The following is a 14,624-nucleotide window of genomic DNA, read 5'->3' as shown; positions in this document are numbered from 1 at the left end:
TAAAATAATTAATTAATTAATTAATTAATCCTACTATAAAAAATATACAGATAAATGAAATAAAACTTGCATATATCTGTGTACAACCTTCTTACAATATGCTATTATTAAAATGGGTAGACTTTTAAGATAATTCAAACATTGACTAAAACACCATTATCATAATAGACATCATTGGTGCTTTACTAATCATAAAATTAAAAAATGCTTCTAAGAACTGCATTAAGGAGGAATATAAATGGATAAATTGGAAGATTTGATTCAAAAGAAGCAAAAGATTCATTTTAAAAAAGAAAATGAATCAATGAATATTCAACAACAACTAAAAAAACTCACTGCTAGAGAACGAATTGAATTTCTACTAGATGAGGGTTCCTTTGTAGAAATAGGGGGATTTGTAAATCTAGGACAAACAACAGTAATAACCGGTTTTGGTACCATAGATGGAAGACTTATATACCTTTATGCTCAGGACTATAATGTAAAGGGTGGCTCTATTGATTTAGAAGGAAGCAAAAAAATATGTAATATCATGGATATGGCATTAAAGATGGGAGCGCCTTTAGTACAAATTTTAGACTCAGTAGGAGCAGATTTAGATGAAGGTATAAATTTATTTTCAGCTTTTGGAAAAATAATAAATATGAATTCAAAACTTTCAGGAGTGGTACCTCAAATATCTGTAATACTAGGACCTTGCAATGGAATGTCTGCTATAAGCGCAGCTATGAGCGATTTTACAATAATTTCAGAAGAAAAGGGAAGTTTTTATGTAAGTTCTCCTGAAAATATAATAGAAAAAGAAGGTCAATATGTAGACTATAATATGTATGCTAAGGGAGAAGAAAGTCTGAGAAATGGTAGTATACAATTAGCTACCAAAAATGAAAGAGAAGCCTTAGATTTAGTTAAGAAAATATTCTCATATTTACCATCTAACAATATGGAACTTCCTATAAGAGAAGAAAACTGTCACAACAATGTATGTGAAAGATTAAACAATATCAGTAAAGAGGACAATAAATGCATATACGAAGTAATTGAAAACATAATCGATGAAGGATCAATTATAGAATTCGATAAAGACTTTTCAAAAGAAGTTGTAACTGCTTTAGCTAAGCTAAATGGAATAACTATAGGAATAGTAGCAAACAACTCAAAGGAGAATAATGGGTATATTAATAAAAAGGCAGCTGATAAAATCACAAAGTTTGTAAGCCTATGCAATAGCTTTAATATATCAATAGTATCATTAGTAGATTGTAAAGGTTTTGAAGCTAATGTTAATGAAGAAAGAGAAGGGCTTGCCCTTAGCGTAGCAAATATGAGTTATAGTTTATGCGAAGCTGTAGTGCCTAAAGTATCTTTAATAATAGGGAAGGCTTTTGGAGCAGCATATATAACTTTAGCTAGTAAAGATTCAGCTTTCGATCTTTGTTATAGTTGGCCCAATGCTGAAATAAGCTTAACTAAACCTGAAAGTATAATAAAAATTCACAATAGATCCGAGATATTAGCAAGTGAAAATCCAAAAAATAAAGAAGAAGAGTTAGTTGGAAAATACTATGAAGATGTTATAGATCCTTATAAAGCCGCCAAAGTAGGGATGATTGATGACATGATAATACCTTCAGAAACTAAGGCAAGGATTTTTATGGTATTAGATATGCTTCAAAGTAAAAGAGAAATAAAATATCCTAAAAATCATGGAAATACCTTTATATAAGGGGGTATAACTTATGGAATTATTTTTAGAAGGATTAAGAATTACAGGGTTTTCTATGGCTATAGTTTTTACGGTACTTATAGTAATAATGTTTTTAATAAAAATAGAAACTTTATTGCTATCAAAGGAAAGAAAAAATAAACAAGCTGATGAAGGTAATATAACTAATACAGAAATAATAACTAAGAAAGAGGAAGTTATAGAGGAAGAGGATAAAGATGAGGAACTAGTAGCAGTAATAATGGCCGCTATATCATCTTTTATGGATAATGAAGGAATGGAATTTAAGATTAAAAGTATAAAAAGAATAAACAACAGTGATTCAGCGTGGAGAAGAGCTGGAATGAGATAGTTTGTAGATGAAATTTAAAGTAAAGATTAAAAGGTAATCCATTAAATTGAATCATCAAAGGTAAGGAGGATAATTATGAAAAAATATTTTGTTACTGTGAATGGAAATAAGTATGAGGTAGAAGTGGAGGAAGTGCAAGGAGAAACTAAAAGTCAACTTATTAATAATGAAACGGCTGTAATAAAAGAAGCTCCAAAGGCACCTAAAGTTGAAAAAGAACCTGTTAAGGCTCAGAATAAATCAGCAATAAGTACAGAAGGAGAGAAAATAGAATCTCCTATGCCTGGAACCATACTTAAAGTTAATGTTAGTGAAGGAGCAACATTTAAAAAAGGTGATGTGCTCTTTATATTGGAAGCTATGAAAATGGAAAATGAAATAATGGCGCCAAGAGATGGTAGTGTTGCGCAAGTTGTAGTTGCAAAGGGAGTATCTGTAAATACAGGTGATGTACTAGCGGTTATAAAATAATAGAAAGGGATGAGAGAGGATGAACTTTATTGAAGCCTTGAAGAATCTATGGGAATCATCAGGCTTTGTAGGTATAACATGGCAACAGTTGCTTATGATAGCTATTTCTTGTGTATTAATATATCTTGCCATAGCTAAAGAGTTCGAGCCATTGCTATTATTACCTATAGCCTTTGGTATGTTGCTTGCAAATCTCCCCTTTGCAGGACTACATAAGGAACCTATTTATGAAATGATAAACGGACACTTAGTTACAAAAGAGATAGGTGGACTTTTCTACTATTTATATAAAGGGGTAGAATTAGATATTTACCCTCCTCTTATATTTTTAGGGGTGGGAGCCATGACAGATTTTGGACCTTTACTTGCCAATCCATCTAGTATATTAATGGGGGCAGGTGCTCAGTTCGGAGTATTTTTTACATTTATTTGTGCTTTACTTATGGGATTTTCCCCAAAAGAAGCTTCATCAATAGGAATAATAGGAGGAGCAGATGGTCCAACGGCTATTTACTTAACTAGCAAATTAGCACCAAGTTTATTAGGACCTATTGCGGTGGCGGCGTATTCTTATATGGCATTGGTGCCTATGATCCAACCTCCTATAATGAAAGCATTAACTACTAAAGAAGAAAGAACAATTAAAATGGGACAACTAAGACAAGTTAAAAAAATTGAAAAAATAATATTTCCTATAATGGTAACAATAATAGTTACTTTATTATTACCATCTATTTCAGCTCTTATAGGTATGCTTATGTTAGGAAATCTATTTAGAGAATCTGGAGTAGTAGAAAGATTGTCAGACACAGCACAAAATGCTTTGATTAATATAATAACTATATTCCTTGGATTAACAGTTGGGGCTACAGCTAAAGGAGAGATATTTATAAAGAAGGAAACCTTGATGATAGTAGCCTTAGGTATGGTTGCTTTTGCTATTAGTACTGCAGCTGGAGTTATAATAGGAAAAATAATGAATAAAGTTACGAAAGGAAAGATTAATCCATTGATAGGGTCAGCAGGGGTTTCTGCGGTACCTATGGCTGCAAGAGTATCTCAAGTGGTAGGTCAAAAGGAAGATCCAAGTAATTTTTTACTTATGCATGCTATGGGACCTAATGTAGCTGGGGTTATAGGAACGGCTGTAGCAGCAGGTGTGCTTTTAACCTTATTTGGATAAAATTACTTCCGTATAAAAGACTGAATGGTTTTTTATACGGAAGCTTTTAAGTTGAATAAAAAAACAAAAAATATGAAATAAAACATAGGAATAATTAACTTGACAAATGGTATTAACTTGTTAAAATTATATTGTCAAACTATAATTTAATGGTCCGAAGACATATATAGTTTTTCTGATAAAGAGGATGAAAATTATAGAGTAGAATTTAAGGCAGCTTTTTGGCTGCTTTTTTATAATTTTAATGAGGCGGTGGGCTTTATGGTATTACTTATAGATGTAGGAAATACAAATATAGTACTCGGGGTGTATGATGAAGATAAACTTATTGCAGATTGGAGGATGTCCACAGATACAAAAAAAACATCCGATGAATATGGAATAGAGATAATGCAATTATTTTTACATAGCAATTTAGATTATAAGAAAATAGAAGGGGTTATAATTTCTTCTGTAGTCCCTAATATAATGTATTCATTAGAACACCTTATAAGAAAGTATTTCAAAATTGAACCAATTATTGTAGGACCAGGGATAAAAACAGGCATAAATATTAAATATGATAACCCTAAAGAGGTGGGAGCAGATAGAATAGTTAATGCTGTAGCTGCACACCATGAGTTTAGAAGACCTCTTATTATTATTGATTTTGGCACTGCCACTACCTTTTGTGCAGTAAATAAAAATGGTGATTATCTAGGAGGAACCATATGCCCAGGAATTAAGATATCATCAGAAGCTTTGTTTGAAAGAGCTGCTAAGCTTCCAAGGATAGAGCTTATAAAACCAAATACTGTATTATGTAAGAATACTGTAAATAGTATGCAAGCAGGGGTAATATATGGATATGTAGGTCAAGTTAAATATATAGTATCCAAGATGAAAGAAGAAATGATGGAGCTTGGTGAACAAGAACCTTATGTAATTGCTACTGGCGGATTAGCTAAACTTATATCTGACGAAGCAAAGTGCATAGATAGGATAGATTCTTTATTAACATTAAAGGGATTAAATATTATATACCAAAAAAACAAGGAGTAATTTTATGAAAATACACAATGTATATATTGAAAATCCAGTTCTATTAGCTCCTATGGCTGGATTTACAGATGTAGCCTTTAGAAGGTTATGTAAGGATATGGGATGTGGTTTAACTTATACTGAAATGGTTAGTGCAAAAGCACTATATTATGGTAGTGAAAATACTGAAAAGCTTTTAAGGATATCAGAGAAAGAAAAGCCATCAGCGGTACAAATCTTTGGAAATGAACCTTATATAATGGCTACCATGGCAGAAAAATTAAGTAATAGAGAAGATGTAGATATAATTGATATAAATATGGGGTGTCCAGCACCTAAAATAGTTAAAAATGGTGAGGGATCTGCTTTAATGAAGGAACCTAAACGTGCTTTTGAAATAGTAAAAGAAGTAGTTAAAGCTTCAAGGAAACCAGTAACAGTTAAAATAAGAAAAGGCTTTACTAGAGAAGAGAGCACTGCTGTAGATTTTGCTAAGGTTTTAGAGGAAGCTGGAGCAAAGGCTGTAACAGTTCATGGTAGGACTAGAGAGCAGATGTATGAAGGTAAGGCTGATTGGAATTTAATAAAAGAAGTAAAAGAAGCTTTAACTATACCTGTAATAGGAAATGGAGATGTGTTTTCTGCAGAAGATGCTAAAAGACTTATAGATATATCTCATTGTGATGGTATAATGGTGGCTAGAGGGAGTTTGGGAAACCCTTGGATATTTAAACAGATAAAGTCCATACTACAAGGAGAAGAAGCTATATATCCTACAGACTTAGAAAAGATAGATTTATGCATAAAACACTATAAGATCTCTTTAGAATATGATGAAGAAGATAAAGTGGTAAGAGAGATGAGAAAGCATATAGCTTGGTATGTAAAGGGACTAAAAAACTGCACAGATATAAAAATGGCTGTAAATATGGAAAAAAGTGCAATGAAGGTTTTGGATTTAATGGAAGAATACAAAAAGCTCTTAGAAGATTAGATAATATAAAGAATTAAATCTAGTAATTAATAAGGAAGAAATTGAATAGACTATGGTATAAATATTATGAGGTGAATCTTATGATTGATATATTAAATGTAGAGGTACAAAGAAGAGGCAAACCTTATGATAAATTTAATGCCATGTCCAGGATTGTTGATAGATTAAAATGTGGTATAGATAATAAAGTATATATTAAGGATATAAATCTAAATATACATTATGGATATTTACCACAAAACAGAAATAAAACAGCATATTCTAAGAATATTTACAACATAAAAAGAAAGATGGGTGTACCTAGATTTTTAGTAAGTCCTAGGGGTATTAGAAATTATGATTATAATTTACTTAATGAATTTCAAAGAAAAGTTTTTGCATATAGTGTAGTCAAAAGTATACAGCTAGTTCTTAGAAAAACTAATAAATCCTTAAAAAATAGCACTATATTAGTGGATGATAGTTTAGATCCTAAAGCGTATAATATATTAGAAGAACTTTCAAAGCAATGTAGGCACATAGTATTATTATCTAAGGACATAAAAAAAACCTCAAAAGTTCAACAAAAGATAATAGCTAACTTTGGGATTTCTCCGGAGATCACCTATGAGGAAGAATATGCAGTAAAAATATCTGACTTTGTTATAAGTACTAGGGATAAAGGTTATGGATATTGCGATAATATATGGTATATAAATAATATATATGAACCGTATGAAATAAGAGATACATTTATAAATGATATATCATTTAAGTCGCAGTGGAGTAATCTTTTAGAAGATATATCTCCAGAGCTTATAGGTGCTATACTATGCCAAATGTCAGAGAAGGATATAGAGACTTCTTTAAGATATAATGGATTGTTTATAGATAAGATAAAGTTTAATGAAAGACTAATAGTGCTTTAGCTAAGGAGTTTTGTTGACAAAGACATTTTAGCTGATTTATAATTATTAAAATGTATTGGACTTTTTAGTAGTTTTATTTTTTATGATATAGAATACATATAAAATGATGATTTAGAAGGGGAGAAAAAAATGAGTGAGGCAAAAAAATATATAATGACCTATGAGGGTGTTAAAAAGTTAGAAGAGGAATTAGAATATCTTAAAAGTGTTAAAAGAAAAGAAATAACAGAAAAGATAAAAGTAGCGTTAGGTTATGGAGATTTAAGTGAAAACTCAGAATATGATGAAGCTAAAAATGAGCAAGCTTTTGTTGAAGGAAGAATACTTCAATTAGAAAATATGTTAAAAAATGCGTCAGTTGTTGATGAGAGTGAAATATCTATAGATACAGTATCAGTTGGATCTATAGTAAAGGTTAAGGACTATGAATTCGATGAAGAAGTAGAATATACCATAGTTGGTTCAGCGGAAGCAGACCCTATGGAATTTAAGATATCTAATGAATCACCAGTAGGAAGTTCACTTATGGGAAAGAAAGTAGGAGCAGTAGTTGAAGTGAATGTTCCAGGAGGAGTAAATAAGTTTGAGATACTTGGCATAAGAAGAGATTAACAATGGATTAAATGGAGGGATACTAATGGCAAATGATGAAATGAATATTAAAGAGCTTGAAGCAAGTTATAGCGAACAAGAGGCTTTAAGAAGACAAAAGTTATCAGAATTACAAGCTCAAGGCAGAGACCCATTTGATGTGTACAAGGTTGAAAGAACGCATAGTTCATTACAAATTAAAGAAAACTATGATGTTTTAGAAGGAGCAGAAGTAAAAATAGCTGGAAGACTTATGTCTAAAAGAGTTCAAGGTAAAGCAGGATTTGCAGACATACACGATAAAGATGGCAGAATCCAACTATTTATAAAGATAGATGTATTAGGGGAAGAGAAACATAAAGAATTTAAAACATTAGATTTAGGTGACTGGATAAGTGTTACTGGTAAAGTGTTCAAGACTAGAACAGAGGAGATAAGTGTTCAAGTTACTGAATATGAACTTATTTCTAAGTCTTTAAAGCCGTTACCAGAGAAATGGCATGGATTAAAAGATCCAGATTTAAGATATAGACAAAGAGAAGTGGATATAATAACAAATCCAAAAGTAAAAGAAACTTTTATCATGAGGTCAAAAATAATAAGATACATAAGAGAATTTTTAGATAACAGGGGATACTTGGAGGTGGAAACTCCTATACTTTCACCTATTGCTGGAGGTGCGGCTGCAAGACCATTTGCAACTCATCATAATGCATTAGATATAGATATGTATCTTAGAATAGCTACAGAGTTATATTTAAAAAGATGTATAGTAGCTGGATTTGAAAAAGTATATGACATGGGCAAAAACTTTAGAAATGAAGGAATTGATATAAGACATAACCCCGAGTTCACTATGATAGAGTTATATGAAGCTTATGCTGATTATAATGATATGATGGAGATAATGGAAAACCTTGTAGCTTATGCCTGCGAAAAAATTCATGGCACCACTAAGCTTACTTATCAAGGAACTGAAATAGAATTTGCTCCACCATGGAGAAGAGCTACTATGGTTGACTTAGTAAAAGAATATGCCAATGTAGATTTTAATGAAATAAAAACAGATGAAGAAGCTAGGGTTATAGCTAAAGAAAAGCATTTAGAATTCAAGAAAGAACTGAAGGATTGTACTAAGGCAGATGTATTAAATGCATTATTCGAAGAATATGCAGAAGAAAAATTGATACAACCAACTTTTGTATGCGATTATCCAGTAGAGATATCACCTCTAACTAAGAAGAAAAGAGGAAATGCTGAATATACAGAAAGATTTGAAGGATTTATATTTGGAAGAGAAGTATGTAATGCTTACTCAGAGTTAAATGATCCTATAGTTCAAAGAGATAGATTCACTCAACAAGCTAAGGAAAGAGAACTTGGAGATGATGAAGCTTATGTAATAGATGAAGAATTTATGAGTGCTTTAGAAACTGGAATGCCACCTACAGGAGGATTAGGAATAGGAATAGATAGAATAGTAATGTTCTTAACAGATGCTTATTCTATAAGAGACGTAATACTATTCCCAACCATGAAGCCTCAAAATTAATTTGTTATTAAAGATTTAAGTTTTTTATTATAAATTTCAATTTTAAGAGGATTTAAGAATTAATTAATTCTTAAATCCTCTTTATTTTATATTAAGTTTTATTATGTTTTAACTTATATAGATATGAAAAACTTTTAAAAATAAATTTAAAAATATCTTGCAATTTTAAAATAAGTTGATATAATAATATTTGTAATAACGTTCCGCGATAGCTCAACGGTGGAGCACTCGGCTGTTAACCGATAGGTTGGAGGTTCGAATCCTCTTCGCGGAGCCATTTTTATTTTTTTGATAAATAACATGTGCTATGTCATACAACCCATATTTATAAGGAACTTGACAATAGCATCTAATTTGATAAAATTAATTATATAATTTAATAAAATTTCACAATGATAAAGAAGAGTAACTTTAAGTGCTTTTTTAGAGAGATGGTGCAGGGTGGAAACCATTATGGTATTAAGGTGAAGGGAGCTTTTGAGTGGAAATGTATTGAGAGTAGGGCTATTGCCAATGAGGGTGGAACCGCGGAATGTATTTTCGTCCCTTAGAGGTAAGGCTTTTTTTGTTACCCATTTTTAGAAGTTCTTTTAAAGCTCAGATGGAAGAGGTGTTCCTTATAGAAAAATCCACCTGAACTTAAAAATCACTTGATATAATAGTAAGGAGGTAATTTATATGGCATTTGAAAAAACAATGGATAAAGTTGTAGCTTTATGTAAAGGCAGAGGATATATATATCCAGGTTCAGAAATATACGGAGGACTTGCAAACTCTTGGGATTATGGTCCTCTAGGGGTGGAATTTAAAAATAACGTAAAAAAAGCTTGGTGGAAGAAGTTTGTGCAAGAAAGTCCATATAATGTTGGTGTTGACTGCGCAATACTTATGAACAGCGAAGTTTGGGTAGCATCAGGACATGTTGGAGGGTTTTCAGATCCACTTATGGATTGTAAAGAATGTAAAGCGAGATTTAGAGCAGATAAATTAGTTGAAGATCATATGACAGAGCAAGGTGCAGAAGTAGCATCTGCTGACGGATGGAGCAATGAAGAACTAAAAGAATATATAGATAGTAATGATATACACTGTCCAAAGTGTGAAAAGAAAAATTTCACAGACATAAGAAAATTTAACCTTATGTTCAAGACTTTCCAAGGTGTAACAGAGGATGCTAAATCAGAAATATATTTAAGACCAGAAACAGCTCAGGGTATATTTGTTAACTTTAAAAATGTTCAAAGGACTTCAAGGAAAAAGGTACCTTTTGGTATAGCTCAAATAGGTAAATCTTTTAGAAATGAAATAACTCCAGGAAACTTCGTATTTAGAACTAGAGAATTCGAACAAATGGAACTAGAATTTTTCTGCAAACCTGGAACAGATTTAGAGTGGTTTGGATATTGGAGAGATTACTGCTGGAATTTCTTATTAAACTTAGGTATGGGTAAAGATAATCTAAGAATGAGAGATCATAGCGAAGAGGAATTATCTTTCTATAGCAAGGCTACTTCGGATATAGAATACCTTTTCCCATTCGGATGGGGAGAGTTATGGGGGATAGCAGATAGAACTGACTATGATTTAAAGCAACATGCTAGCCATTCAGGAGAAGATATGAGTTACCTTGATCCTACTACAAATGAAAGATATGTTCCATATTGTGTAGAGCCTTCATTAGGAGCAGATAGAGTTGCCTTAGCATTCCTATGTGATGCTTATGATGAGGAAGAGCTAGAAGGTGGAGATGTTAGAACAGTATTACGTCTACACCCTGCATTAGCACCTTTCAAGGTAGCTATATTACCACTTACTAAAAAACTTTCTGAAAAAGCAACAGAAATCTATGATAAATTAAGAAGAGAATTTAATGTAGAATATGATGAAGCAGGAAGTATAGGAAAGAGATATAGAAGAGAAGATGAAATAGGAACTCCGTTCTGTGTAACAGTAGACTTCGATACTCTTGAAGATAACACAGTTACAGTAAGAGATAGAGATACTATGCAACAAGTAAGAATGAATGTAGATGAATTAGTAAACTACGTAAAATCAAAAATGGAATTTTAAGAAAAAGACCACATTTGTGGTCTTTTTTATGATTTCTACAAAATTATTTGTTTTTGTTCTCGTGCTCTAAAAGCCATTCTTTTCGCCATAGTCCACCACCATAGCCCACTAATTTGCCATTCATACCTACCACTCTATGGCAAGGAATTATTATGGAGAGGGGATTCTTATTATTTGCCCCACCAACAGCACGAACTGCCTTTTCATTTCCTATAGCAATAGCTATATCCTTATAGCTACAAGTATTACCATAAGAAATATTTTTTAAAGCATTCCACACTTTGTGTTGAAATTCAGTTCCAAATTTATAGGATAGAGTTATTTCAAAATCCTTTCTAAAACCCTTAAAATATTCATCTAATTGAGTTAGACATTTTGAAATAAGATTATTGTTTTCTGAAATACCTAAAGTATCAACAAAGTAAAGAGAAGTTATTCCTTGATTATCTGCTGATACCTCTATAATCCCAATGGGCGAACTATAATAACCTTTAAATATTTCATTCATATCAATCCCTCCTTGCTATGTGATATCATATTTATATAATATTAGAAATAAAGAATTTTTACTAGCTTTATATAAAGCGCTTAATTTATTAACTTATTTAAGGTAATGTGATAAAATTATTCTGGATGATAAATATGTCAGCCAAAGGATAAAAAGAATTTAAAGTAAAGTATTTATATAATAAATAGTGTCAAAGATTAAGTTGTAAAATTTTGGAGGTATATATCATGGGAAAGAAAGAGTTTAAAGAATTTAAATCATATATAAAAGGAAAAAATGTAGCTGTTGTAGGAGTAGGGGTTAGTAATATACCCTTAATAAATATGCTAGTGGATATAGGAGCTAAAGTTACAGCTTTTGATAAAAAGACAGAAGAACAGTTAGGAACTATAGTTGAGGAATTTGAAAAAAAGAATGTTAAATTCCAACTAGGGGAGGGGTATTTAGATAAACTTTCAGGATTTGATGTGGTGTTTAAGACACCATCAATGAGAATAGATAGTGAAGCTCTTCTTAGAGTTAAAGAAGAGGGGGCTTATATAACCTCTGAAATGGAGGAGTTTGTTAGGTATTGCCCAGCTAAAATATATGGAGTAACAGGTAGTGATGGAAAAACAACTACAACTACAATAATATATAATCTTTTAAAGGAAGAAGGATATAATACTTGGGTGGGAGGAAACATAGGAACACCATTGTTTTCTAAGATAGAGGATATGAAACCTAATGATAGGGTTGTTATAGAACTTTCCAGCTTTCAACTTATGACCATGGATGTATGTCCAGAAGTAGCTATTGTAACAAATATTACTCCTAATCATTTAGACGTACACAAGGGTATGGAAGAATATATTCAAGCAAAGAAAAACATATTTGCCAATCAAGGAGCAAGCGGTGTGGTCATATTAAATAGAGAAAATGAGATAACCTATAGCATAAGAGATGAAGTTGAAGGCAGAGTTAAACTATTTAGTAGTAAAAGAGTCATAGAAGATGGGGCTTATTATGAAAATGAAACCATATATATAAAAGGAAAAGCTATATGTGAAAGAAAAGACATGGTAATTAAGGGTCTACACAACATAGAAAATTATATGGCAGCTTTTTTAGCCGTAGAAGAGGAAGTTAGCAAGGATGCCATGATAAAAGTATTTAAGAATTTTAGTGGAGTAGCTCATAGAAATGAATTTATAAGAGAAGTTAGGGGAACTAAATATTATAACGATTCCATAGGATCTAGTCCTACTAGGACCTTAGCTACTATTTCTGTGTTTGAAAAACCAGTAATATTAATTGCTGGAGGATATGACAAGGCTATTCCTTTTGAACCATTAGCAGAAAAGGGGTATGACAAAGTAAAAGCTTTAGTGCTTTTAGGAGTTACAAAAGGTAAAATAAAAGCAGTGTTTGAAAAGGTAAAGAGCGAAAAATCATTAGAGTTACCTATTTATGAAGTTAATTCCTTAGAAGAGGCAGTAAATAAAGCTCGATCTATATCGAAAGATGGAGATAGTGTGGTATTATCACCGGCTTGTGCGAGTTTTGATATGTTCCCTAACTTTGAAGTAAGGGGAAATAAATTTAGAGAAATAGTGAATACCTTAGACTAATTAAAAGGCATACATTTATCATTAAATTTCAAATAGAAAGACCTAAAGGAAGTTTTACAAACCTTTAGGTCTTTTTAGTATACTAGTTTTTTAGTCTAATTAGAATTCCATCATCAGTCTTTTTTCGATAATATAAAGATGAAGATTCTACAACGTAATCGAATATCATATCCGTGGCGAGTCTTTCTGTCTTTTCATCGTTTAGAGAATATCTATAAAGGTTATTCATATCATCTTTATTTATAAAATATAAATTATTATTAATGATGAGATTCGATACTTTTAAATCTAATAGCTTTTCTTTATTGCTTCCATCTGGACTTATGCGATAAAGTTTATCGTTATCAGATTTATTAGAGTAATAAATGTAGTCATTATTTAAAGCTAAATATTCAAAAACGTCATCAGTTACTTTTACATTTTCGCTCCCATCATTTTTTATAGCATATAGCTTATATTTATCATTAGCGTTTTGATAAAAAATCCACTCACCACCATAAACGAATTTTCCTGTACTATTCTTTGATATCATAGATACATTAGTTCCATCATCATTAACACTATATATTCTGTTATTATCTGATTTGTTTATGTAATAGACCATATTACCTATCACAGATATATTTGAAGAATTATGATCGTTTAATTTTTTATTATCTGTTCCATCTGTCTTCATTTTATATAGTTTACCGCCGTCTAAGATATTACTATAATAAATAAAGTCATTTAATAAGAATATTTCATTAGCAGAAAATTCTCCTAGGGGTTTGGCTTTAGATAAGTCAAAGGTATTACTATCTAAAGGAGAAATATTTATTTTGTTCTGGTCTTTCCAATTTATAAATATTAAACTATTGTTTAATTCATAAAGCCAACTACCGGGTTGCACAGGAGTAGAAATAGATGCTTTAGATAGTTGCTCATCAGAAGATGTGTCCTCTATGGTATTTCCAGAGGAAGTAATATTATTTGTGTTTGTAGAAGAACTACTTTCTGTTTTACTGTCTCCAGTAGAAGTTTCTTTTTCTTTAGAACAGCCAACCAAGGTGAATAATGCTATAAACAGTATTAAGGAGATTTTTAATTTAGATAATTTAGAACCATAAAACAAATTTTTCCTAGTTTGTAATGTCTAATTCACAATCTTAATTCTTTAATAGATATTAGAAACTAGGTTTTCACCTACCTTTCTTTAATATTTTAATTATAATTTTATTATGATTAAATAATATTTCTAATAAGTAAATAATATAACATAGCTTAAGATGTGGCAATAATTAAATAAAATAAAGATAACAGTTCCTAGCGTATCCTTAAGTGAAATTAGAAGAAAAAAATAGTATTATAAAGAAAGATGAATATAATTTTTAATTATGTTGAATAATATAAATGTTAGTGTTTAATATGGATGTTACTATATATAAGTCGCTTGAAGCGATAAGAAAACAAACATCTTAGCGAGGAAAACAGGTTGAAATAAAAAATAAAAAACTTGTTGACAAGCAAAAAGATACATGATAAGATAAGTAAGTCGCTTCGGTAAAGAAGCAATTTGATCTTTGAAAATTGAACAGAAAAGATGATATAAAGACCAGCAATTCTTTTGAATTATTTTGAGTAGATTAAACTCAGAGTTTTC

General features: G+C 31.1%; 13 protein-coding genes and 1 tRNA gene. 12 read left to right on the top strand and 2 right to left on the bottom strand.

The window, feature by feature from the left end; all coding sequences use genetic code 11:
* Positions 1 to 238 precede the first annotated feature (238 nt).
* The 11 genes from KQI89_RS09920 to KQI89_RS09870 all read left to right on the top strand — a co-directional run bounded on the left by KQI89_RS09920 (position 239) and on the right by KQI89_RS09870 (position 10,867).
* The gene (locus tag KQI89_RS09920) at positions 239 to 1,726 is read left to right on the top strand and encodes an acyl-CoA carboxylase subunit beta (RefSeq protein WP_216456970.1); all 1,488 of its coding nucleotides are present in this window, start codon (positions 239 to 241) and stop codon (positions 1,724 to 1,726) included.
* Positions 1,727 to 1,739: 13 nt separating this feature from the next.
* Positions 1,740 to 2,078: an OadG family protein gene (locus tag KQI89_RS09915; RefSeq protein ID WP_216456969.1), complete on the top strand. Its 339-nt coding sequence runs from the start codon at positions 1,740 to 1,742 to the stop codon at positions 2,076 to 2,078.
* 75 nt (positions 2,079 to 2,153) lie between these two features.
* Positions 2,154 to 2,549, top strand: a complete 396-nt coding sequence (locus tag KQI89_RS09910) for a biotin/lipoyl-containing protein (protein WP_216456968.1) — start codon at positions 2,154 to 2,156, stop codon at positions 2,547 to 2,549.
* 19 nt (positions 2,550 to 2,568) lie between these two features.
* Positions 2,569 to 3,732, top strand: a complete 1,164-nt coding sequence (locus KQI89_RS09905) for a sodium ion-translocating decarboxylase subunit beta (RefSeq protein WP_032123611.1) — start codon at positions 2,569 to 2,571, stop codon at positions 3,730 to 3,732.
* Between the two features lie 261 nt (positions 3,733 to 3,993).
* Entirely contained in the window at positions 3,994 to 4,773 is a 780-nt protein-coding gene (locus KQI89_RS09900; protein WP_216456967.1) for a type III pantothenate kinase, read from the top strand.
* Between the two features lie 4 nt (positions 4,774 to 4,777).
* Entirely contained in the window at positions 4,778 to 5,746 is a 969-nt protein-coding gene (dusB, locus tag KQI89_RS09895) for a tRNA dihydrouridine synthase DusB (protein WP_032123613.1), read from the top strand.
* A gap of 80 nt (positions 5,747 to 5,826) precedes the next feature.
* Complete coding sequence (locus KQI89_RS09890; RefSeq protein ID WP_216456966.1) at positions 5,827 to 6,654, top strand: hypothetical protein; 828 nt, start codon at positions 5,827 to 5,829, stop codon at positions 6,652 to 6,654.
* 129 nt (positions 6,655 to 6,783) lie between these two features.
* Positions 6,784 to 7,266: a transcription elongation factor GreA gene (greA, locus tag KQI89_RS09885; RefSeq protein ID WP_216456965.1), complete on the top strand. Its 483-nt coding sequence runs from the start codon at positions 6,784 to 6,786 to the stop codon at positions 7,264 to 7,266.
* A gap of 25 nt (positions 7,267 to 7,291) precedes the next feature.
* Positions 7,292 to 8,797, top strand: coding sequence for a lysine--tRNA ligase (gene lysS / locus KQI89_RS09880; protein ID WP_216456964.1), 1,506 nt, complete (start codon positions 7,292 to 7,294; stop codon positions 8,795 to 8,797).
* A gap of 202 nt (positions 8,798 to 8,999) precedes the next feature.
* A tRNA-Asn gene (locus KQI89_RS09875) sits at positions 9,000 to 9,074 on the top strand.
* Between the two features lie 401 nt (positions 9,075 to 9,475).
* Complete coding sequence (locus KQI89_RS09870) at positions 9,476 to 10,867, top strand: glycine--tRNA ligase (protein ID WP_216456963.1); 1,392 nt, start codon at positions 9,476 to 9,478, stop codon at positions 10,865 to 10,867.
* 43 nt (positions 10,868 to 10,910) lie between these two features.
* Here KQI89_RS09870 and KQI89_RS09865 read toward each other — a convergent pair whose 3' ends face one another.
* Positions 10,911 to 11,375, bottom strand: a complete 465-nt coding sequence (locus KQI89_RS09865) for a methylated-DNA--[protein]-cysteine S-methyltransferase (RefSeq protein ID WP_216456962.1) — start codon at positions 11,373 to 11,375, stop codon at positions 10,911 to 10,913.
* Positions 11,376 to 11,602: 227 nt separating this feature from the next.
* Between KQI89_RS09865 and murD the strand changes: the two genes are divergently transcribed.
* Positions 11,603 to 12,985: a UDP-N-acetylmuramoyl-L-alanine--D-glutamate ligase gene (murD, locus tag KQI89_RS09860; protein WP_216456961.1), complete on the top strand. Its 1,383-nt coding sequence runs from the start codon at positions 11,603 to 11,605 to the stop codon at positions 12,983 to 12,985.
* A gap of 82 nt (positions 12,986 to 13,067) precedes the next feature.
* Here murD and KQI89_RS09855 read toward each other — a convergent pair whose 3' ends face one another.
* A complete protein-coding gene (locus KQI89_RS09855; protein WP_216456960.1) occupies positions 13,068 to 14,096 on the bottom strand; it encodes a DUF5050 domain-containing protein in 1,029 nt (342 codons plus the stop codon).
* Positions 14,097 to 14,624: the final 528 nt, after the last annotated feature.

The organism is Clostridium simiarum, from assembly GCF_018919175.1.
Classification (GTDB): Bacteria; Bacillota; Clostridia; order Clostridiales; family Clostridiaceae; genus Clostridium_L; species Clostridium_L simiarum.
This window is presented reverse-complemented; position numbering and strand designations above follow the sequence as displayed.